The 22,462-nt window shown below is 72.7% G+C and carries 14 protein-coding genes and 1 pseudogene; 2 read left to right on the forward strand and 13 right to left on the reverse strand.

From position 1 onward, the window contains the following. Positions 1 to 20: 20 nt before the first annotated feature. Together ACIRG9_RS05800 and ACIRG9_RS05805 are read right to left on the reverse strand one after the other, a co-directional pair. The gene (locus ACIRG9_RS05800) at positions 21 to 2,027 is read right to left on the reverse strand and encodes a GTP-binding protein (RefSeq protein ID WP_402850748.1); all 2,007 of its coding nucleotides are present in this window, start codon (positions 2,025 to 2,027) and stop codon (positions 21 to 23) included. Positions 2,028 to 2,314: 287 nt separating this feature from the next. After that, entirely contained in the window at positions 2,315 to 2,707 is a 393-nt protein-coding gene (locus tag ACIRG9_RS05805) for a hypothetical protein (protein ID WP_402850751.1), read from the reverse strand. A 260-nt stretch (positions 2,708 to 2,967) separates the two neighbouring features. On the opposite strand from ACIRG9_RS05805, the gene ACIRG9_RS05810 reads away from it, so the two are divergent. Further along, positions 2,968 to 3,750, forward strand: coding sequence for an alpha/beta hydrolase (locus ACIRG9_RS05810; protein ID WP_402850754.1), 783 nt, complete (start codon positions 2,968 to 2,970; stop codon positions 3,748 to 3,750). Between the two features lie 50 nt (positions 3,751 to 3,800). Here ACIRG9_RS05810 and ACIRG9_RS05815 read toward each other — a convergent pair whose 3' ends face one another. From ACIRG9_RS05815 to ACIRG9_RS05835, 5 genes are all read right to left on the reverse strand, one after another. Then, the gene (locus tag ACIRG9_RS05815) at positions 3,801 to 4,841 is read right to left on the reverse strand and encodes an alcohol dehydrogenase catalytic domain-containing protein (RefSeq protein ID WP_402850756.1); all 1,041 of its coding nucleotides are present in this window, start codon (positions 4,839 to 4,841) and stop codon (positions 3,801 to 3,803) included. A 103-nt stretch (positions 4,842 to 4,944) separates the two neighbouring features. Continuing rightward, a complete protein-coding gene (locus ACIRG9_RS05820; RefSeq protein ID WP_402850759.1) occupies positions 4,945 to 5,451 on the reverse strand; it encodes a DinB family protein in 507 nt (168 codons plus the stop codon). A 77-nt stretch (positions 5,452 to 5,528) separates the two neighbouring features. Next, a complete protein-coding gene (locus ACIRG9_RS05825; RefSeq protein ID WP_402850762.1) occupies positions 5,529 to 6,374 on the reverse strand; it encodes a M15 family metallopeptidase in 846 nt (281 codons plus the stop codon). Between the two features lie 76 nt (positions 6,375 to 6,450). Beyond that, the gene (locus tag ACIRG9_RS05830; RefSeq protein WP_402850765.1) at positions 6,451 to 7,416 is read right to left on the reverse strand and encodes an acetylxylan esterase; all 966 of its coding nucleotides are present in this window, start codon (positions 7,414 to 7,416) and stop codon (positions 6,451 to 6,453) included. A gap of 8 nt (positions 7,417 to 7,424) precedes the next feature. Then, positions 7,425 to 7,628, reverse strand: coding sequence for a fibronectin type III-like domain-contianing protein (locus ACIRG9_RS05835; RefSeq protein ID WP_402850767.1), 204 nt, complete (start codon positions 7,626 to 7,628; stop codon positions 7,425 to 7,427). A gap of 223 nt (positions 7,629 to 7,851) precedes the next feature. Here ACIRG9_RS05835 and ACIRG9_RS05840 point away from each other — a divergent pair, with 223 nt between their 5' ends. Continuing rightward, on the forward strand, positions 7,852 to 8,871 hold the full coding sequence (locus ACIRG9_RS05840; RefSeq protein WP_402850770.1) for a LacI family DNA-binding transcriptional regulator: 1,020 nt from the start codon (positions 7,852 to 7,854) through the stop codon (positions 8,869 to 8,871). 576 nt (positions 8,872 to 9,447) lie between these two features. Here the strand turns inward: ACIRG9_RS05840 and ACIRG9_RS05845 are convergent. The 6 genes and pseudogenes from ACIRG9_RS05845 to ACIRG9_RS05870 all read right to left on the reverse strand — a co-directional run. Beyond that, positions 9,448 to 10,761 (reverse strand): annotated as a pseudogene (locus ACIRG9_RS05845) (copper resistance protein CopC); the annotation flags it as partial. A 5-nt stretch (positions 10,762 to 10,766) separates the two neighbouring features. Then, positions 10,767 to 11,234: a hypothetical protein gene (locus ACIRG9_RS05850; RefSeq protein ID WP_402850773.1), complete on the reverse strand. Its 468-nt coding sequence runs from the start codon at positions 11,232 to 11,234 to the stop codon at positions 10,767 to 10,769. 53 nt (positions 11,235 to 11,287) lie between these two features. Continuing rightward, positions 11,288 to 14,260 (reverse strand): multicopper oxidase domain-containing protein, encoded by a 2,973-nt coding sequence (locus ACIRG9_RS05855; protein WP_402850776.1) that lies wholly within the window; start codon positions 14,258 to 14,260, stop codon positions 11,288 to 11,290. 20 nt (positions 14,261 to 14,280) lie between these two features. Continuing rightward, positions 14,281 to 15,582 carry a multicopper oxidase domain-containing protein gene (locus tag ACIRG9_RS05860; protein ID WP_402850779.1) on the reverse strand — a complete coding sequence of 434 codons (1,302 nt, stop codon included), beginning with the start codon at positions 15,580 to 15,582 and terminating at the stop codon, positions 14,281 to 14,283. A gap of 13 nt (positions 15,583 to 15,595) precedes the next feature. Next, complete coding sequence (locus tag ACIRG9_RS05865) at positions 15,596 to 16,855, reverse strand: multicopper oxidase domain-containing protein (RefSeq protein ID WP_402850782.1); 1,260 nt, start codon at positions 16,853 to 16,855, stop codon at positions 15,596 to 15,598. A 10-nt stretch (positions 16,856 to 16,865) separates the two neighbouring features. Continuing rightward, positions 16,866 to 22,226 carry an IPT/TIG domain-containing protein gene (locus tag ACIRG9_RS05870; RefSeq protein ID WP_402850785.1) on the reverse strand — a complete coding sequence of 1,787 codons (5,361 nt, stop codon included), beginning with the start codon at positions 22,224 to 22,226 and terminating at the stop codon, positions 16,866 to 16,868. Positions 22,227 to 22,462: the final 236 nt, after the last annotated feature.

Consider the following 22,462-nt stretch of genomic DNA (forward strand, 5'->3'; position numbering starts at 1 on the left):
GAACCGGGGCCCGCGCCGGGTCACCGCTGGGGGCGGGCGGTGACCCGGCGGGCGACGGCGAGCAGGTAGTCCTTGCGGTTGAGCGGGTCGTGGTCCCAGCGGGGCCGGCTCGGGGCGGGGCCACGGACGGGCCGGTAGTGGTCGAACTCGGATTCCAGGGTCCCCTCGCCCCGGGTGAGCGACGGCAGTCGCTGCTCCAACGTGTGCACCCGGCCGGCCGGCACCTCCCCCTCGACCAGGTAGGACGTGCCACGCAGGATGGACATCCGGGGCACCGCGTCGAGGCCGGACAGCACCGGCAGAACCACGCCGAACAGGTCGGCCGGCAGGTCCAGCCGGAACCGGTGCACCGGCTCGTGGACACGGGTGCCGGCGCGGCTGAGCGCGGCCATGAGCACCAGTGGCGTCAGGTTGCGGAAGTCGCCGGCGGTGCTGGACATGCTCTTGTCGAACACCCCGTGCGAGTGGCTCTGCCGGGCCCAGTAGCCGCCGTGGGTGAGGGTGACCACGCAGTCGATCACCTCCCAGCCGCACACGCCCTGCCGCAGGGTCTCCCGGACGGTCTCCTCGACGGCCTTGAGGAAGGCCAGCGGCATCGAGCCGAGCTCGATGCCGAGCCGGAACTCGACGCCGCTGCCGAGCGGCCCGGGCTCGACCCGGAGCCCGACGGTGCCGAGGAACGGATTCGGCTCCCGGCCGATCCACTCGACGGCGGCGCCGGCCCCGACCGGCCGTTCCACGCAGACGGTGGTGGTCTCCCGGAAGGTGACCGCCACGTCGTACTCGTCGGCGAGGGTGGCCTGGATGACCTCCTTCTGCACCTCGCCGTAGAGGGACACCGCGATCTCCCGGCGCAGGTCGTCCTGGCGGAGATTGATCAGCGGGTCCTGCTCGGCGAGCTGGGCGAGGGCGGCGTGTATGGCCGGCCGGTCGCCGTCCCGAACGGGTACGACCACGGTCTCCAGGGTGGGCGGGGAGAACTGGCCCCGGCCGGCGGGACGGGCGGGCGGATCGCCGAGCGGATCGCCGACGCGGACGTCGGCCAGGCCGTGCAGTCGGACGATGCCGCCCGCGCCGGCCGAGTCGCGGGGCAGGGCGTCGCCACCGGAGTAGCCGTCGATGCCGGTGATCCTGGCCTCGTGGTCCCGCCGGTAACGGATCCGGTCGCGTACCCGCACGGTTCCGGTGAAGATCCGGGCGTATGCGATCTTCTCGCCGGCCGCGCCGCGCTCGACCTTGAAGACGGTGCCGGCGAGCGGGGCGTCGTCGTCGCCCTCGGCGGCGGGGAGCAGTTCGGCGACGGCGGCGATCAGGTCGTCCACCCCGGCGCCGGTGATGGCCGACCCGGCGTGGACCGGGTACACCCGTGCCCGCGCGGTCCAGGTGGCGAGCGCCGCACGCAGCCGGGCCGGCGTCGCCGTCCGCTCGTTCGCGACGTACGCGGCGAGCAGTGCGTCGTCGTACGTGGTGAACAGGTCGACCAGCCGCCGGTCGTGGCCGGGATCGTCGGGCTCGAAGGGTGCCCAGCGGGCGTTCGGGGTACCGGCGGCGGTGACCCGTCCGAGAGCAACGGCGGCGGGGGTAAGCCGGTCGGCGATCTGGTCCAACACCCGGTCGAGGTCGGCGCCGGCCCGGTCCATCTTGTTCACGAAGATCAGCGTGGGGATGCCGAGCCGGTGCAGGGTACGGCCGAGCACCCGGGTCTGGGCCTGTACGCCCTCGACGGCCGAGACGACCAGCACCGCGCCGTCGAGCACGCCGAGCGCGCGTTCCACCTCGGCGATGAAGTCGGGGTGGCCGGGAGTGTCGATCAGGTTGACGGTGGTCCCGGCGACGACGAAGGAGACGACGGCGGAGCGGATGGTGATGCCCCGTTGCCGTTCCAGCGTCATGGTGTCGGTACGGGTGCTGCCCGCGTCGACGCTGCCGAGTTCGTCGATGACCCCGGCGCCGAGCAGCAGCCGTTCGGTCAGGCTCGTCTTACCGGCATCGACATGGGCGAGGATGCCAAGGTTGATGGTTTTCACGCAGCGTCATGTCCTTCGGGTGGGCGGTCGTTCCCTTCTGGTCGGACATCGACGCGGCTCGCATCTCGTGGCTCCTCTGCTCGTGAACGTGTGGGTCGGATTGCAGCAACCGGCGGACACGCCCCGCAACCGATTAACTCGGACGGGTGAACCGCACAGGTGCGGCTGAACTAGGCTGGCCGGTGTGTGTTCCGGCGCCCCTGCGGCCACCGTGCGGGAGGCGTGGCAGACCATCACGGCCTGACCGGGGTCCAGTTGGCTCCGCCGACTGGCGGCGGGACGACAGGCTAGACGGCGTGGGCTACCGGGTGGCGCTTCATCGCCTCCATGAACGGAAACCGCGTGGTGAGGTCGGCGACCGTCGCGCCGTCGCGCCAGGCGTCGGCCACCTGCGCCACCTGGAGCAGGTCGGTGGCGTCGCCCCGGGCCTGGACCTCCCCCGACACCCCTAGATCGATCATGAAGTAGCGGGCCTGGGAGCCGAGGCCGACGCGGACGACGCCTTGGTCGGAACTCAGCTCGGCGCCGGTGAACCGGGCCCGCCCCTGCACGGGGGCGGTCACCTGGCCGAGGTCGAGCTGGTGCCGGGCGGCCGTCTCGACGAGCGCGGGGGCCAGACCGCCCCGCTCGACCAGGTCCGGGTAGAGACGCACACCCAGGGCGCTCGACACGTCACTCATGACTGACTCCCACTTCCTCGTGACAGAGACCAGCGGCGGCGCAGGTTACGGGGAGGTTTCCGGCGCGCCTGGTCATCCTGGCCCTCCCGGCTACCCCACGGCAATAGGAACGACGTATTCGGCCGGGATCGGGGCCGGCCTCACCACCGGTGTGGTCGCGGCCGCGATCACCGTGGGCGCGGCCGTCACCGGACTCAGGGCGCTGCGGTACGCCCGCTGAGTCACCCGGCCGGGCGGCCGTCACGGTACGATCCGGGCCCATGGCGCGGATCCGGTGTGACTTCTTCTCCGAGGCGCTCGGCATGGGCACGTCGATGACGGTGCTGCTACCGGAACGGTCTCCCGCGATCGGCGTGGCGGGCCGGGGAGTCGATGGCGACCCGCCGGTGCTCTACCTGCTGCACGGCCTGAGCGACGACGACACCATCTGGACCCGGCGCACCTCGATCGAACGGTACGTCGCTGCGCTCGGGCTGGCGGTGGTGATGCCGCAGGCCGCGCGGAGCTTCTACTCCGACGAGACGCACGGCAACCGGTACTGGACCTTCCTCAGTGACGAACTGCCCGAGGTCTGCCACTCGTTCTTCCGCCTCTCCACGCGCCGGCAGGACACCTTCGTCGCCGGCCTGTCGATGGGCGGCTACGGGGCGATGAAGTGGGCGCTGCGCGACCCGGGCCGGTTCGCCGCGGCGGCCAGCCTCTCCGGCGCACTCGACGTCACCCGCCGGCGGGACCACCCGACCGCCCCGGTGGACCCGGCGGTGTGGCACACCGTGTGGGACGACCGGGAGGTGACCGGCACCGACGCCGACACGATCGCATTGCTGGAACGTGCCGGTGACGACCTGCCGGCGCTCTACGTCGCCTGCGGCACTGAGGACTTCCTGTACGAGGACAACCTGCGCTTCGTCGACACCGCCCGCCGCCGCGGGGTGCCGCTCACAGTGGACTTCTCCCCCGGTGCCCACGACTGGGCGTACTGGGACGCGAAGATCCAGGACGTGCTGGCCTGGCTGCCGCTGCCCCGCGACGCCTCTCGGTGAGGACCGCCGTGCCTCCGGGGAGGGATCCGGAGGCACGGCGGGGGTGCCGGTCAGGCTCGGTTCAGCACCACCTTGAGCGCGCCGGTCTCGGCCGGCCGGGAGAAGACGTCGTACGCCTCGACGATCTGGTCCAGCGCGAACCGGTGGGTCACCATGTGCGCGGTGTCGAGCTGGCCCGCGACCAGCATGTTCAGCAACGTCGGCGTGGTCCGGGTGTCGACCAGGCCGGTGGTGATGGTGACGTCGCGGATCCACAGACGCTCCAGGTGCAGCGTGGCCGGGCTGCCGTGCACGCCGATGTTCGCCACCCGGCCGCCGGGGCGTACCAGGGTGGTGCAGAGTTCGAAGGTGGCCGGGATACCGACCGCCTCCATCACCACGTCGGCGCCGAGCCCGCCGGTGAGCGAGCGGACCACGTCGAACGGGTCGCCGTCGGCGAGCACGGTGCGGTCCGCACCGAACCGCTTGGCCGCGTCGAGCCGGCTCTGCGCCTTGTCGACGGCCACGATGTGGGTCGGCGAGTAGAGCCTGGCGGTCTGGATGGCGGCCAGCCCGATCGGGCCGGCGCCGACCACCACGACGGTGTCGCCGGGCCGCACCCCGCCGTTGAGCACGCCGACCTCATACGAGGTGGGCAGGATGTCGGCGAGCAGCACAGCCGCCTCGTCGGAGACCGACTCGGGAAGCCGGTACGTGGACAGGTCCGCGAACGGGATGCGGGCGTACTCGGCCTGCACGCCGTCGACGGTGTGGCCGAGAATCCAGCCGCCCCCGCCGAGGCACTGCCCGTAGACGCCGTCCCGGCAGTAGCGGCAGACGCCGCACGCGGAGATGCAGGAGGCGAGGACCCGGTCGCCCTCCTTGAGGTTGGTTACGCCGCCGCCGACCGCGACGACGGTGCCGACCGCCTCGTGGCCGAGGACCCGGCCCGCTTCGACCTCGGGCACGTCGCCGCCGAGGATGTGCAGGTCGGTTCCGCAGATGGTGACCGCGTCGACCCGGACGATCGCGTCGCGGGGGCCGGCGATGGTCGGATCCGGGATCTCGGACCAGGACTTCTCGCCCGGCCCGCCGTACACGAGTGCCTTCATTGCTCCTCCTAACGCCGTTGTCCCCTCCCACGCTGCTCCGGCGGGTGGGCGGCGGGCAGGGCCGGAGGGCCCGCCGGCCGGGACCGAGGTCCCGGCCGGCGGATCAGACGCCCACGGCGCCGTCGATGGCCTCGCGGAGGAAGTCGGCGTGCCCGTTGTGCCGGGCGTACTCGTGCATCATGTGCAGCATCACCAGCCGCAGTGAGACGTCCTCGCCCCAGCGGGCCTGGTGGCCGGTCACGTCCAACGACTCGGCCTCCCGCTCGATCCGCCGGGCGTGTTCGACCTCCCGCTGCCAGGCCTCGAACGCCTCCGACCGGCTGGCCGTGCCGGCGTCGTACGCCTCCTGGAAGTCGCCGGTCTCCGACCAGACCAGCGGGATGTCCTCGCCGTTGATGACCCGGCGGAACCAGGTCCGCTCCACCTCGGCCATGTGCCGGACCAGGCCGAGCAGCGACAGCGTCGACGGCGGCGACGACTGGCGACGCAGCTCCTCGTCGGTGAGACCCGCGCATTTCGTGGCCAGTGTGGCCCGGTGGTAGTCGAGGAAGGCGCGCAGCGTCTCCCGCTCCCCGGCCAGCAGCGGCGGGCCGATCCGTTCGGTCTCCACGGGTGGTCCTTCCATGCGGGCCGGCCCGGCCCGATCGTCGAGGGGTTGGCAGGAATTTCGGGAGCCTAGAACAGCGCTCATCGCAGCGAGGAGCGGGCCACCGGGAAGTCGAAGTACGTGTCCGGGTAGGGCTCGTCGACGTAGCGGTAGTGCCACCACTCCCGGGAATAGTTCTCGAACCCCTGCGCGGTCATCAGTCGTTGGAGCAGATCCCGGTTGTCCCGGGCCGCGCCGGTCACCCCGGCGTCGGCGGTGTGGGCACGCGGGTCGAAGCAGTCGAAGCCGGTGCCCATGTCGATCGAGTTGTCCGGGAATCGGCGCCCGGCGGGTGCGGTGCAGGCGACCAACGGCTGTCCCGGCACGTACGCGGGCTGCTCCGGAGTGGGCACCGGGACCAGGGTGAGGTCGAGGGTGCTGCCCCGGCTGTGCGCGGTCGGCGCACCGATGTACCCGTCGGCGAAGAGCCGGTCCTTGGGCAGGTCGGGATAGAACTCGGCCTTCGTCTGCTGCTCGCCGGGGAGCTTGGCCCAGGCGACGAAGTCGTTCACCGCCCGCTCCGGGCGGTAGCAGTCGTACACCTTGAGGCTGCGGCCCTCGGCGAGGGCGGCGGTCTGCACCCGGTGCAGCGCCTCCGCCGCCCGCCGGGTGAGCAGGCAGCGGGGTTCCGGATAACCGGCGATCGGACGGCCGACGAAGTTGTGCGCGGTGGCGTACCGGATGTCGGTGCGGACGCTGCGGTCGACGTCGGCGAGGTCGACGAAGTCGGCGGGGGCGCGGGGACCGGCCGGCGGCGACGCGGATGGTGACGGTTGGGGGGTCGGCGCCGGGTGCGGCGTGGGCCGCCCGCACCCGGCGGTAAGCGCGACGGCCGCGACGGCCAGCGCCGCCGTCACGCGGGCCGCCTTTCCTCCGCGGGGTCCCATCCTGCCGTGTCTACCAGCATCGGCGGGCCGTCGGACCGGCAACGCGGCGACGGCCCGCCGACGGGGCGAACGCCGGTCAGCGGCCGAGCGCCTGCCGGAGGAAGGTGAGGGCCATCGCGTCGTCGTCGATGCCGCCCGCCTCGTGGCCGTTGTACCGCCACACCGCCAGTTCCTTCTCCCCCGCGTACGCGTTGACCGCGGCGAAGACCGTCGAGGGGGGCACGATCTCGTCCATCAGCGCGACGGAGAAGCGGGCCGGGACGGAGGCCCGCCGGGCGAAGGCGACGCCGTCGACGTAGCCGAGGGTGCGGAGCACCTGCTCCTCCCGATCGCGGTGCACGGCGAGATAGTCCCGGATCTCCCGGTAGGGGTGGGCGTCGGTGACCACGATCGCCCGCGGGATGTCACAGAGGAACGGCACGTACGACACGACGGCCGCCAGGTCCGGCACCAGGGCGGCGACCGCGAGGGCGGTGCCACCGCCCTGGCTGTGCCCCAGGACCGCCACTCGGGACGCGTCCACCACCGGCAGGCTCCGTGCGGTGTCCACGGCCCGGACCGCATCGGTGAAGAGCCGCCGGTAGTAGTAGTGACGTGGGTCCTCGATGCCCCTGGTCATGACCCCCGGGGCCGCCGGGCCGACCGCGGCCGGGTCGGGGGTGTCGCCCCGGCTCCAGCCGGAGCCCTGGCCACGGGTGTCCATCTGGAGGTGGACGAAGCCGGCCGAAGCCCAGAGCAGGTTCTCCAGCGGGTGCCCCCGACCGCCGCCGTAGCCGACGTACTGGACCACGGTGGGAAGCGGCCCCTCGATGCCGCGCGGGACCCGCAACCACGCCTTCACCGGCTGCCCGGCGAACCCGGGGAAGGTGACGTCGCAGACGTCCACCATGGTCAACGGGGTGGTCAGTGGGGTCACCTCGACGGATCCCCCGGACGCGCGGGCCTCCGCGATGGTGTCGGACCAGAACCGTTCGAAGTCCTCTGGCTCCCGCAGTTCGCTGCGGTAGGCACGAAGCTCCGCCTCGGGCATGTCGGTGTGCATAGGACTCCTCAGCGCGCCGGGGTCAGGATGAAGTCGGGGTGCAGCCGGCGGGTATGGTCCATCGCGCGGACCGGTCCCCGCAAGGTCACCTCGACACACTCACCCGCGTCAAGCGGCACCCGCTGGTAACCACCCAGGCGCTGCACCGGCTGGACCACCGAGGCGACCAGGTCGTGCGCGTACAGCTGGACCACCTCATTGAGGGACAGCACGACCGGGGCGGCAGCCCTGATCGGTTGACGCCGTACCGCCGTCGGCGTAAGGCGGCCTGGTGAATTTCCGGAAGGTTTCCGGAACTCGGAGGAACGCTAGAACGGCCCCGACTTGTCGTCAACCCCCTGCCGTACGGCAAGATGAGCGCGGGCCCGGGCAGGCAGTTCCGCATCTTCGGCGGCAGGGTTTCGGGCAGTGTTCCGGCCGGTGGAGGAGACACGAGTGAGCGCGGACGACGAGCGCAGGGTGACCATCACCGCGATCGCGCAGGAAGCCGGTGTCTCCGTGCCCACTGTCTCGCGGGTGCTCAACGGGCGCTCGGACGTGGCACCCGGCACCCGGGAGCGGATCGAGGAGCTGCTGCGCCACCACGGCTACCGCCGCCGCGGCAGCCGTAGCGTGCGCCGGGCCGACCTGGTCGACCTGGTCTTCAACGACCTCGACAGCCCCTGGGCCGTGGAGATCATCCGCGGCGTGGAGGACGTCGGCCACGCCGCCGGGGTCGGCACCGTCGTCTCGGCCATCCACAGCCACTCCACCTCGACCCGGCAGTGGTTGCAGAACCTGCAGGCCCGCGCCTCCGACGGGGTCATCGTCGTGACCTCCCACCTGATTCCGCCGGTGCACGCCCAACTACGCCGCCTCAACGTGCCCGTCGTGGTGGTCGATCCGGCCGGCGTGCCCGCCACCGACGTGCCCAGCATCGGCGCGACGAACTGGGCCGGCGGCCTCGCCGCCACCGAGCACCTGCTCGGGCTCGGGCACCGCCGGATCGGCTTCGTGGCGGGGCCCCCGCACCTGCTCTGCAGTCGGGCCCGGCTGGACGGCTACCGCGCGGCACTGGAGGCGGTCGGGGTGCCGCTGGACGAGCGGCTGGTGCAGGCCGGCGACTTCTACCACGCCTCGGGCTTCGCGGTCGGGTCCGCCCTGCTGGACCTCGACGACCCGCCCACCGCGATCTTCGCGGCCAGCGACCAGATGGCCTTCGGGGTGTACGAGGCCGTCCGCCAGCGCGGGCTGCGGGTCGCCGACGACGTGAGCGTGGTCGGCTTCGACGACCTGCCGGAGGCCCGGTGGGCGTCACCGCCGCTGACCACGGTGCGCCAGCCCCTGGTCGAGATGGGCCGGCTCGCAGCCCGCACGGTGCTGCGCCTCGGCCAGGGCGAGGACATCGAGGCGCCCCGGGTCGAGCTGGCCACCGAACTCGTGGTCCGGGACAGCTCCGCCGCCCGCCCCCAGTAGCGACGCCCGCCGACGGCCCGGGCCGGGCAGTTCCGGAATCGGGCCGACCCGGGTCCGCCGCCGGCGCCACCACTGCCGGCCGGCGACGGCCGCCACGGCCAGCGCGACCAGCGTGCCCAGCAACGCGGCCCGGTCCAGCACCGGTCGCAGCGGGGCCGCGGAGACGCGTACGGAGGTGGCGGTCGTGGCGCCGGCCGGCACCAGCCAGGGGTGGGTGTCGGTCACCGGGGGCAGGCCGTCACGGAGCACCGTCACCCCTACCTTCCACCGGCCCGGGGTACGGATGTCGTCCACCGCCACCACCCAGCCGTCGCCGGTCCGGGTGACCGGATGCACCGCCCGCTCCCCGTTCGGGCCGGTGAGCAGCAGCGACACTCCGGTCACCGGCCCTGGGGCCGGGCGGCGGGTGTCCTCGACGGCGACGGTGACGATGTTGCGGCCCGGCCGGTTGGGTCGTACGGCCACCGTGTCGACGAGGTCGGCGACCTGCCCGCTGACCTGGGGCACGGCCCGACGGGCGTCGGCCTCCGGGAAGCTGGGGCCCCGACCGGGTCCGGCGGCGGCCAGCGCCCCGGCCAGTCCGAGGACGGCCAGCAGCAGCCCCGCCTCGGCGAGCAGGCCCCGCCGGGGCAGGTCGGCGTGGCGCAGCCGCCGGGCGGTCCGCAGACCCACCAGTCCCGCCGCCCCGACCGCCGCGACCTTGGCGAGCAGCAGCAGGCCGTACGGAGAGCCGAGCAGGGCGTCGACGGTGGCCACCTGAGGACCGGTGAGCAGCAGCCCGGTGAGCACCAGCACGGTGAGGCAGCCGGTGGCGAGCGGCGCGAAGGCGCGCAGCAGCGTACTGAGCTGGGCGGTCCGGTCGGCTGGCCGCCGGGCCGACGGCAGGAGGGCGAGCACGGCGGCCACGACCGCGCCGGCCCAGCCGCCGGCCGCCAGCACGTGGACGCCGCCGACCAGGGCGGTACGCAGTGGCCCGCCCATCGGATGGCCGAGCAGGGCGGTGCCCGCGGCGGCAGCGAGCGCACCCGCCACGCCGAGGGCGACGGTCGTGGGGGCGGCCGACCGGCCGGCGGGACCGGACGGACCGGCCGATGCGATCGCCTCGGGTCGAGGCCGACGCGCGGCCCGGAGCACGATCACGAACACCAGTGCCGTGCCGACCTCGCGGAGCAGCCAGCGACCGCTGGTGAGCTGGCCGGCCAGGAGACGCCACCCGCCACCCGCCCCGGAGAGCTGGACGGCCAGCTGCAGAGGTGCGGCGAGCAGGGCGAGCGCGCCCGCATACCCGGCGACGGTGTGCAGCCGTCGGCGGAGCACGGCGGCCGTGGGGTCGGGGCGGCGGCCGCCGGCCGCGCTCAGCAGGGCCAGCGCGGCACCGCCGAGCAGGACGGCGAGGCCGGCCAGCCCGAGTGCCCGGGCGGCGCTCTCCCGGGGGCCGGGGCCGACCGGGCGGGCCGGGCCCGCGGCGGTGACCTGCCGGTCCACGCCGAAGACCAGCGTGCCGCTGGTGATGTGCAGGTCGTCGGAGGAGAGGGTCCGCCAGGCGACGTGGTAGGTGTTGGCCGGCAACGGGGGCAGGCCGACGACCAGGGTGACCGGCTCCTCGGTGTCGGCGTCCGCAGCGGGTTCGCCGTCCGCTCCGCGCAGCGCCAGCCCGGTCACCACCCACTGCCGGCCGTCGCCGTCGACCAGGTTGACCCGGGCGGCGGAGAGCTCCACGTGCTCGGTGAAGGCCAGGGTCAACGTCTCGGGCGCCCGGTCCAGCACGGCGCCGTCCGCGGGCATGCTGCGGACCAGGTACGCGTGGGCCCGCGCCGGCGCGGGCCCGACCAGCACGGCCAGGCCCACCACGGCGAGGGTGGCGACCAGGCGGCCCAGTCGGCGGCGCATCCCGGTCACCGCACCGGGACGTGGGCCAGGCGGCGCTGACCCGAGGTGACCTCGATCTTGTCGCCACGTTTGATGGCGTTGTCGTTGTTCAGGTAGAGCAGGTAGTAGCTCTGGCCGGGGCGCAGCTCGTGGCCCTGTTTCATCAGGGCCGCCCGCCAGGCCAGCTTGCCGGAGCGCTCGTTGCGCAGCCGTGGTGGATGCTTGGTGTCGTTCTGGAAGGCCGACGCCTTCTGGGTGTCCAGCACCACGTAGCGCAGCTCCACCAGGCCGCCGTCGGCGACGACCGCCGCCTGGGTGAAGCGGATGCCCAGGGCACCCTCCAACTGCCCGTCCTGCGGGACGGCATAGCCCGGCCGGGCTTCGGCGGATCCGCCGAAGCGGACGATCGACACCGCGACCAGCGCCAGGACGAGCAGCAGGAGCACCGCCTGGCCGGCGCGGCGGCGCGACAGGGGCAACGGGATCGCGACCATCAGGAACTCCTCGTGGACGGTGGGGCCGGGGCGGAGCCCGGCCCCACAGGGCGTCAGGGTGCGGTGTAGCGGGTGGAGGCGTAGTTGTCGAAGCTGAGCGAGCCGGTGGTGGCGGCGTTGCGGGCCACCAGCCCCAGGGCGGCCGACTCCACCCGGTAGCCGCCGGTGTTGCCGGTCAGCCGCCCGATAGTGGTCTTCCCGACCTTCAGGGTCGCCGCGCCCGCGGTGGCCGAGGACCAGCCGACGCGTATCGTCCCGCCGGAGGCGGCCTTCCATCCGGTGTACGCCCAGCCGGTCGGCCGCAGCAGCCCCAGCCGGAACTGGTTGACCCGGCCGTTGCGCCGGTACTGCACCACCGCCAGTGCCCCGCCGGAGGCGTTGCGAACCTGGTAGACGGTCACCACGGCGGTCCGCGGGTTGAACTTGCCGAGGGTGAGGTCGAACCTCGCCTGGAAGGTGCGCTCGGCGGCCGGGGTGGTGTCCACCACGTAACCGACAGTGCCGGCGACCAGTCGACCGGAGCTGACCGACACCGTCCCGACCCGCTGCGACCAGCCGCTCGTGCCGCTGGTGAAGGCGTTGGCGAAGATGGCGTTCGGCGGGTCGACGTTGACCGTCACCGAGCCGGCCGTACCCCAGTTGCCCACCGCGTCGCGGGCCCGGACCCGCAGCGTGTGGTTGCCTCGGCTGAACCCGTTGAGCGCGATGGTGGCGGAGACGGTCGTCCCACTGACCGTCATCGCGCGTCCGCGGCCAAGGCCCGGGTCCGCCCCCTCGTACCACTCGGCGGCGGTGACCGCCGACAGCGCGTCGATGGCGGTAGCCCGGAGGGCGAGCGAGGTGGCGCGGGCGGTCGGGTTCGGAGTGGCGGTGACCGCGCTGATGACCGGACCGGTCCGGTCGAGGGTGAAGGTGACCGCGGTGAGCGGCCCCCAGTTGCCGGCCGAGTCGCGAGCGTGCACCAGCACCTGGTGAACGCCCTCGGCCCGCCCGGTCAGCTCGGAGAGCGGCAGCAGCCCGTAGGTGTTCTCGGTGGCGCTGTTGAACGCCCCGTCGAGGGCGAGGAAGGTGAAACCGGTACCGTCGGTCCCGCCGGCGTCCAGGAAGCCCTCCGCCGCGGCGATCGTCGAGCGTACCCCGCCGCCGACCGGGTCGGTGAAGGCGGCGTTGATCCGCAGGTCGTTCGGGTCGGACGCCGAGCCGATGCGGCCGTTCGTGACGGCCGGAACCACCACCGCGGAGAGCAGGGTGGGCACGGTCCGGTCCACCACCAGGTCGGCGGTCACGTACGGGCCCCAGAGGTTGAACGAGTCCCGGGTGTGCACCAGCACGGTGTGCCGGCCCTCGGCCAGCGCGGCGACCACCACCGCGGGGATGGTGCCGGTCTCGGTGGTGACCGCAGCCCCGGGGCTGCCCAGGGTCAGCGCGGTCCCGGTGCCGTTGGACGCGGTGCTGTCCACAAAGTACTCGGCACCGGTAACCGTGCCACCGAGCCCGCCGTCGTCGCCGGTGGCCGAGATGGTGACGTCGCCGGTGCCGGCGGTCGGGTTCGGGGTCAGGGTCAGCGCGGTGGTGACCGCGCCGGTGACGGCGAGGTTGAGCGTGGTGCTGCCTACCGAACCCCAGTTGCCGGCCAGGTCGTGACCACGGACGTAGATGGTGTGCGGGCCCTGGGTCAGGGCGGTGAGCAGTGCGGTGGGGATCGTGGCGGTGGCCCCGGTGACCGTCGGGCCGGTGCCGAAGCCGGCGGCGGTGAACGGGACGCCGGTCCCCTCCGCCACCCGCAGGTCGTCGATGACCACCTCGGCCCGGTCGACCACCGAGTTGCCGGTCTGCGCGTCGGAGAAGTCGGCGGTGACGGTGACCGGGTTGAGCGCGCTCGCCGGGTTCGGGGCGACCCGCACGTTCGCCGCGGCCGGGCCGACGTTGTCGCCGCTGACCGGCGGCGGGTTGGTGTCCAGGAAGGTGAGCATCCCGCCGAACGCCTGCTGCGGACTCACCCCGGTGACCGTGGTGCCGTACCGCTGGCCGGCGTTGTTGAGCTGCCCGCCGGACTCGTACAGGGCGAAGCGCCGCCCGTCCGGCCCGCCCGGCACATCGACCACGGCGTCGACCGCCTGCCCCGGTTGCAGCGGTAGGGTCACCGCCGCCTCCGGGTACGCGGCCGGCCGGGCGTCCTGCCCGACGACCGCCTGGTCCAGCCCGAGCAGGGTCATCGGGTGCGGCTGCAGCCCGGCGGCGACGTAGCGCAGCAGCACCCTGCGGCCGGCATCGGTGGCGACCACGTCGGTCTCCGGGAACGCCTTGCCGTTGATCAGGCGGTATTTCGGGGCGTACGCCCGCATGTCGTAGGTGCGCGGGGCGGCGTTGAACGCCGGGTCCACCTCGGTGAGCACCAGCACCGCCTCGTCGTCGTAGGCGGAGGCGGTGTCCCCGTACGCGCTGGGCCGCCCGCCGACCGCCGGGGCGCGGACCACCAGCGCGCCGACCAGGCCCATGGCGACCTGCCTGGCCCCGTACGCGGTGTGGCCGGCCTCGTAGAGGTAGGTGCCGGGACGGGAGGCGGTGAAGGTGTAGCTGCGGGTGCCGCCGGGGGCGGCGCCGGTGCGGTCCGGGGCGAGCCCGGTGACCGCCGGGAACGCCAGCGACAGGTTGTCGGTGAGTCCGTTGTGCACGATGACGGTCACCTGGTCGCCCCGGTCGACCACGAGCACCGGGCCGGACAGGGTGGCCGGGGCGGCGTCGGTCGAGGCGAAGCCCCAGATCGGCACCGGCGCCGCGGCGCCGGGCAGCACCACCGAACCGGGCTTGGCCCACAGGTCGCAGGTGGCGGTGCCGGCGGCGAGCCGGCAGCCCGTCTGCGGCAACGTGCCCTGCGGCGGTCCGGGCGGTCCGGTGCGGGTCGCCGACGCCCGGCCGGCGGGTGCGGCGGGGTGTCGGGCCGCGGCGTGAGCCGGGGCTGGGCCGAGCACCAGCAGCGCCGCCGCGACTCCGGCGACCAGCCGAGGCGTACGGGTCAGTGTCATCGTCGCCCTCCCCTGCCGTGTCATGCCGGGCACCCGGCGGGCGGGTCGATGCGGATCAGCGTCATCATTCCGCCGAAGCTCGCCCCGTAGTTGGTGGCCTGTTCGAGCGCGTGGCTGTGCGCGACGTGGTAGTACTCGCCGCACTGGTTGTTCTGCACCACGCCGGGCGGCAGCTCGCCCTGCTCCCCGCCGAGGTACGGATTCTCCGCGAACCAGGTCTCCGGGCCGGGGCCGACGATCTGGTCCTGCAACGACGGCAGCGGCACCGGGATCGGGTTGGTGCTCGGGTTCCAGTGTTCGGCGTCCTTCCAGACCATCAGCGTGTCGACGGTCTGCCCGGGCGCGACGTCGATGAGGAAGTTGGAGAACGAGAGGTCCTGCCCGCCGGGGCCCTGCGCCGGCCGGCCGTCCCGGGCGATGAGCTGCTCGTCGCTGCCGTGCGGGTGGAACGGATAGCTGACCGAGCCGGCGTTGAGGTAGCGGATCAGGGCCGGCTTCGGGTTGCTCGTCGGGTCGTACGGCCGGATGTGGATCAACGCACCGTACGGCTGGTCGGGCAGCCAATCGGCGTGGTTGGGGGCGAGGGTGTCGGGCATGCTGCGCCCGTTGATGGTGAAGTAGCGGGCCTTGTACTTCGTGAAGTCGTACGCGCGCCGGCGCTCGACGGCCAGGTGCAGGTCGGGGTCGATCTCGCCGAGCAGGTAGAGGTATTCGTGGTCGGGGTCGAACGCCGAGTCGGCGCGGTCGTTCTCCCGATCCGGGTGGCCGGCCGGGCGTACCAGCAGCGCTCCGTGGAGCCCCATCTGCACCTGCTTCTGCACGTCGGTGCCGGACTGGTAGAGGTAGGTGCCCGGCGGGCCGGCGGTGAAGGTGTAGGTGACCGAGCCGTTGCCAGCCGCGGCGGTGGTGGTGAGGGAGGTGAGATTGCCGGCGGTGTCGCTCTCCGGCTGGGCCGGCTGCCCGTCGGCGAGCACCTGCGCCTGGCCGGGGAAGGTGATCGAGGTGGGCTCCGGCAGGGTGTTGTGCAGCACGACGGTGACCTTCGTCCCAGAGGCGACGCACATCGTCGGGCCGGGCAACTGGAACTCGCCGCCGCTGGGCGCGTAGCTCCACATGTAGATCGTGTTGCCGTCGGGCATGGCCACGTATCCGTCGGTGGCGGTCAGGTCGAAGGCGTTGTCGCGGGAGGTAAGGCACTCCAGGCCGGCCGGCGGGCTGGCGGCCACCTGATGCGGCCCGGGGACGAGGAGCACGGCGACGATTGCCGCGACGAGCGGCACCGCGCTCAGCCGCTTCCACCGGCCGCGGTCGAGACGAAGCATCGGTACCCCCACCTCAGGCGTTCGCCCGGGTCTGCGCCGCGAGCGTGCCGGGCGGCGAGATCTGGATCTCGGTCAACTGCCCGCCCCGTCCACCGCCGGCGTTGGCCAGCGACATCAGGTCGCGGTCGTAGAGCAGGTACGTGCCGGCGTCGGGCGCGGTGAAGATGACGTCGCGGCTCTCCCCCGGTCCGATCTCGACGGTGTTCGTCACCTGGTACTCGGCGCTGCCGTCCCGGCCGCGCAGCAGCGCGGCGTCCTTGCCGACCACCAGCAGGTCGATGCCGTCCACCGTGAGGGTGTGGTTCCAGTAGCCGAGGTTGGCCAGCCGCAGCAGCACCCGCTCCCCCGCGTTCGCGGTGATCAGCGAGGAGATCGGCTGGTAGCGCAGCCGCCCGGCGGTGGGACTGAGCGGGTCGCCGTTGGGGGCGATCGTGTCCGGATAGCAACGGCCGTTGAAGGCGAAGAAGGACGGCTTGTAGTCGGTCCAGTCGGTGGTCTGGATGTGCGCGTCGCGGTAGTGCGCCTCGGCCCACACCTCGGTGAGCATCAGCGCGAACTCCCGGTCGTACCGAGTGGTGCCGTCGCCGTCGTTGTAGACGTACTTTCCGGGCGGCACGTCGGCGGTGCCGGCGTTCTGCGTGGGGCGTACGTAGACGATCCCGGTCATGCCCATCTGCACGTGCTCGACGTCCTCGAAATGGCAGTGGTACATGTAGGTGCCGGCGTCGTGCGGCCGGAAGAAGTAGGTGAACTCGCGGCCGATCGGCACCGAGATGGACAGTTCCGGCACACCGTCGAAGAGCGGGATGGCGTTGCGGAAGCCGTGCCAGTGGACGGTGTGCCCGTCGACCAGGTCGGGGCGCTGGGCCAGGCCGAGGTTGGTCAGCTTGATCTTGATGTCGGTCTCCTGGTCGAAGCCGAGCAGCGGGGCGGTGATCTGCGCCTTGCCGCGCTGGGCGGTGACCTCGGTGGCGGACAGGCCGGTGACGTCGCGGAAGCCGAAGACGTACAGGTTTGTGTTGGGTGGGGCGAGCGGGTCGGGCCAGAACGGGCTGATCGCCGGGGAGCCCTGCGGCATGGAGACCCAGCCATCGGTGGCCGCCAGGTGCAGGGTCACCGCCGGGTTGGGCACTGCGCGCGGCAGGACCGCCGCCGGGCGACGCAGCTGGGCGTCGGAGCCGGTCTCCGGCAGGACCGCCCAGGTGCCCAGACCGGTGACGCCGGCCAGCAGGGCACGCCGGCTGATGCGCCGCTGCCGTACGGGATCGGTCACGATCTCCTCCTCAACGGGTGGAACGGGCGGGCTTGGGGGCCGGCCGATGCGGGCCGACCGAAGACGGCCGATGCGGGCCGACCGAAGACGGCCGATGCGGGCCGACCGAAGACGGCCGATGCGGGCCGACCGAAGACGGCCGATGCGGGCCGACCGGGAACAGCCGATGCGGGCCGACCGGAGACAGCCGATACGGGCCGGGGACGGCCGGCACCCCCCGGCCGCCCAGGGACGCTCCGGACAGTTCGTCGGCGCCGGCGTCCGGACGCGTGGTGCTGCGGGCCTGACCATCGATGTCGACCGTCGGGGCGGTGACGGTCACCGTGCCGTAGGCACGCGAGCGCACCCCCAGGGTCCGCGCCGACGAGGCGGCGTCGGCCAGGTGCCAGTCACCCATCGCGGTCAGCGGGACCTGCTGGAGCACGATCACCGCCTGCCGGAACGACGGGAAGGTGCGCGAGGTGAGGATCTGCACCGACACCGGGAACGGGCTGCGGAACCGGGGGTCGAGGCCGACCCGGTTGGTGCTGCTGAGCGCGGTGCCGGTGGTGTCCTGGAGCACCGAGTTCGTCGGGGACAGCGGGCCCACCCCGTCGGCCGAGCCCATGTCCCAGTGGCGGACGGTGTCCCCGGCCGGGGCGTCGGTGGTGCCGACGCCCTTGACGTACTCGCCGGTCCACTCGCCGGCCCGGTTGTCCCAGAACACGTTGTTGAACAGCCTCGGGTCGCTGAAGGTGGGCGCGCCCGCCCGCAGGGTGGCCTGCAGCTGCGCGCTGTTGGCCGTGGTGGACAGGCCGGCGGGGGCGGCGCGGCCGTCGCTGGTGGCCGCGGTCGCGGTGGTGATGTTGCCGGCGACGGTGTTGTTGACGAACCGGACGTCCGGCGCGTCGTCGAGCGCGATGCCGCCGCCCTCGTGGGTGGAGATGTTGTCGACCAGCATGGTGTTGGTCACCGAGATCGGCACGTTGCCGGCCTGGAGCAGCCGGATACCGCCGCCGTCGTCGTTGGCGAGGTTCGCCTCCACCACGTTGGCGTCGATCTGCACCGTCCCCGAGCCGGGCGACAGCTTCGTCGGATCCGACGGCAGCTCCCCGGCGATCATGACGCCGCCGCCCTCGTCGTACGACTGGTTGAGCCAGATCCGGTTGCTCGCGATCCGGCCGTTCGGTGACAGGCCGTAGTGGCTGATGCCACCGCCGTACTCGGCGGAGAAGTTGCCGCAGATCGCGTTCTTGTCCACCGAGTACGCGTTGCTGCCGGCGAAGATGCCGACGCCGCCGGCCAGGTTCGTCCCGCCGTTGTCCCGGATCTGGTTACGGGAGATGGTGACGTGGTCGTTGCCGGTGTTCAGGTAGGGCGTGCCGACCCGGATCGCACCGCCGTAGGAGCCGCTGTTGGCGACGATGACGTTGTCGGTGATCCGGGTGTAGCGGGCCGCGCCGTGCAGGTAGATGCCGCCGCCCTGGGTCACCACCGCGCCCGGCGCGCCGTACGGGGTGCTCACCCCGCCGGTCACCGGGTTGATGTTGCCCGGGAAGTCGGACTGGTTGCCGCCGGTGATCCGGAACCCGTCGACGGTGACCGCGTTGCCCGAGCTGAACTGGCCGGGACGGGCCAGCACGGTCACCACCGCGCCGTCCGGCACCACCTCCGGCCCGGCATGCGTGAGGGACGCCACCAGGGTCATCCACGCCGTGCCGTTCGGGTTGTCGATACCGAACGCCCGGCCGTCCAGGATGGACCCGGCGACCACCGTGCCGTCGGCGTACCGGCCGCCCGGGCCCACACCCTGCAGCCGCGCCGAGGAGTGCACGACCACGTTCTCCAGGTAGGCGCCGGCCGGATTGTCCGGTCCCGGGGTGTTCGGCCAGACCGCGACGACCCCGATGCCACCGGCACGGGCGGCCGCCTCCAGCGCCGCCTGCACGCCCGAATAGGTGGTCTCCCCGGCACGCGTCGCCCAGGCAGGCGGCTTGACCTGGAACAGCCGGGGGTTGCCCGCGCCGCCGAGGCCGCTACCGGTCGTGGTGCCGAGGATCTGGAAGGTCAGTCCGTTGACCGTCTGGCGGCCGTTGGCGGCGGTGACGCTCACATCCGCCGGGCCGACCGAGCCACCGGCGACGGTGACCTCGATCTTCTCGTTGGACCAGGAGTTGACGGTCACCCTCGGGTCGGTGCCGGCCGAGTCGAAGACGACGGCGCTGCCCGGACCGCGGGCGCCGAACCCGGTGCCGGTGATGGTGACCCGGCGGTCGGTGTCGGTGCTGCGCAGGAATGGCCGGGAGACCGCGAACAGCTGGGGGACGTCCCCGGCCGGGTCGCACTGCACCGCGCCGAGTTGCCCGGAACCGGGCGAGATGCCGACCGCCGCGACCGAGGTGGGCGCGGTGTCGGTCACCGTGTAGAGGCCGGGCCAGGCCTGGAAGTTGGTGCCGATGGTGCGGTAGCGGGGGTTGTAGTTGGCGTTCAGGTGGCCGGGCTGGCCGGGGTCGTTGCCGACGAAGTGGTACATGTTCGGGCACGGCCCGGCCGGCAGCGGGCAGTTGTACGTGCTGGTCGACGGCTCGATCGCCTCGTACATGCCGTTGAAGTCGGTGTCGACGGTGTCCACCAGGCGGCCGGCCCAGTCGTACAGGCCGACCGGGAGGTTCGGGATGCCCTCGGCCTCGCCGTAGTTGACGCTGCGCCTGTCGTGGCTCAGGCCGAGGTCGTTGATCACCAGCCCCCAGAAGTGGGTGGGCAGCGGCACCGGGGTGAACAGGCTGAAGTTGGGCGCACTGGCCTGCCCGGCCCGGACCTCGACCAGCTTGGTGTCGCAGAGCGGGCGCTGCTGGCCCTCGAACGGGCTGCCACCGCCGTCGATGAAGGCGGCGTCGGTGACGTGCACCTGGTGGGAGGCGCCGGCGCAGGACGAGTTGATGCCGTTGCCCTGCGACGGCGGCTCGCCCGGGTCGGGCTGCGGGTCGGGCGGCGCCGGCTGGTCGGTGGCCTGGTCGGGCGAGGGCGGGAAGTTCTCCTGGGGCAGGTAGCCGTCGCCGGCGAAGACGTTGACGTCCTCCTCCCGGGTAGGCAGGTACATCGACCCGCCACCGACCGGATTCTCGCCCAGCTCCACCGACACCAGATAGTCGTCCGGCACCAGCGGCTGGGTCTGTCCGTCCGGCAGCGGCGCGTACAGCGGCAGGTCGTGGTTCGGGCCGGGGTTCGCCGGGTCGCCCGGCGGGAGCAGGTTCAGCTTGGAGTCGGCGAACGCGTAGTTGCCGTTGACGGTCTGCCCGAAGTTGGTCGGGTCGTTGTCGGTCGGCGCGGTCTGGAAGCCCATCATCGGGGCCTCGACGCACATCTGGTTCGCCTCGGTGCCGAAGTCCGGCAGGGCGAGCTGGTCGGTCAGCGGGCGCCCGTCGAACATCCGGGCCGTGCAGCCACGTCCGGGTGCCCAGGTCTCCGAGGTGTACGCGTCGTTGAGTTCAGGTCCCTTCTTCAGCGAACCGTCCCCGTCCCGGACCGGGTCCCCGTTCTCGTCGCGGACCACCGCGTACAGATGCAGCTTCAGGCCCGGGATGCCCGGCTGGTACGGCTCGGTGACCGCGTACGCCGGGTCCAGCTCGTTGCGGGTGGTGTCGTAGGTGACGGTGCCGGCGATGCCGCCGTTCTCCGTTCCCCGGTACGGCTGCACACCCCAGTCCACCCGGCCGGACAGCCCGATGATCGGCAGCACGTCGACGTCGACGGCCGCGCCGAGCAACGTGGTCGGGCCGGGGTCGTTCGGCGCCTGGTAGGTGATGCCGGTGGTCCTGTAGCGGGTGTGGAACGCCTCCAGCACCAGCCACTTGCTCAGCGGGTACACCTCCTTGATGGCGTAGCGGCCGTTGCTGTCGGTGACCACGCTGTTGGTGCCCTGGTCCATCAGGGAGTTGTCGCGTTCCTTGACCACCACCGGGAAGCGGGGCACACCCTTCTCACCGGGGTCCTGCCGGCCGTTGCCGTTGGTGTCCACGAATACGGTGCCGGTGATCTCGGTGAACCAGCCCGCGAGCGGCTTGGTGCCGACGTCGACGGTCTTCCCGCCGCTGACCGTGACGTTGAACGAGTCGAGCAGCATCTCCTGCGGGCCGTCCCAGAGGGTCAGCTGGTAGTCGCCGTCGGGCACGTGCGGGATGCGGAAGGAACCGTCGGCGGCGCCCCGGTCCAGGTAGATCATCTGGTCGCCGTTGCCCAGGTCGGACAGGGCCACCCAGGGCCGGCTCACCGGTCCGGCGATCTTTCCGCCGGCCACCCCGGTCTCCGGGACCGTCACGCCGCCCTGCCCGCCGATGTAGGTGTAGATCTGCACCACGGTGCCGGTGATCGCGCCGGTGGCGGTGCCGGTGAGCGCCTTCGGGGCGACGAAGCCGAAGTCCACGTAGGGCACCAGCTCACCACCGAGGCTCTGCTCGGTGTCGTAGCCGGTGTCGTTCTCCTGCACCCAGACGTCCCAGTCGTGGCCGCCCTCCAGGGTCGTCGTCTGGACCCAGCTCTGGCCGCTCGGGGCGACGACCGAGGCGGCGTAGCGGTTCGGGCCGAGGTTGGGGATGACGATGTCGCCGTTCGCGTCGCTGCGGCAGCCGGTGGACTCCTCGGCGATGACCGGTGCGCCGTCGTCGAAGACGACCTGCCCGGCCGGGTGCCTGGCGTCGGGCGCGGTGTGCTCGTACTCGGTGCAGAGCGGGTTGCCGTAGTAGTCGACCGTCACCTCCCCCATCACGTCGGCGAGGTGGGCGGTGAAGCCGGCCAGGCCCCGCTCGGCACCGACCTCGTAGGTGCCGTCGACCGGGACGCTGTCCTCGAAGATCCGCAGCCGGACCGTGCCGAGCGGCAGCGGGTACGGCTGCATGCCGACGGTCACCGCGGTGGTCCGACCCGGGGCGACCGTGAAGTGCTCACCGTCGATCTTGTAGCCGTCGGCGGTGACCGAGATCAGGTAACGGCCGGCCGGCAGGCGGCCCAGCGCCTTGCCGGAGGAGAGTGCCTCCTGGTCACCCTGGGCGATCACCGGGACCGCTCCGGGGGTGTTACGGATGGACGGCCAGCGGCAGTGGTCGGCGAAGTCCGGCGCGCTGGCCACCCCGGCCCGGGCCGGCAGGCAGTGCTCCAGCGCGTCGTGCGGGTCACCGGTGTCGTCCGCCGTGATCATCCAGCGGTAGTCGGTCACCGGGTCGCCCTGCTGGATCTGCGGCGCCGGCCCGACGGTCCGGGCGCTGACCACCTTGAGGGTGATGTCGCCCGTGGTGGGCTCGGCGGCGGCCACGGCCCGACCGGGCGGTACGACGAACCCGACGAGCAGCAGGCAACTGGCGGACACGAACCAGCGCGGCCAGACGGAACGCGGCATGCCCTCACCCCCTCGGTCAGCGGAGAACGGCCACGGCGGTAGCGGCCGGGCTGGTGTGAGGAGCATGGGCGGTGCCACCGCGCCGACGCCGGTTTATGACGGCGTCGTCATGCGACCGTCATCCGGCCGACGACCTGCCTTGTCGGAACCGCGACAGAGATGTGTCCGTTTCGGTGGTGGCGCGGATGAGCACGGGTCGCGCTTCATGAGGAAGCCAGAAAGTCACCGACGGCTGT

The sequence above is a fragment of the Micromonospora sp. NPDC093277 genome (genome assembly GCF_044765245.1).
Lineage (GTDB): Bacteria > Actinomycetota > Actinomycetes > Mycobacteriales > Micromonosporaceae > Micromonospora.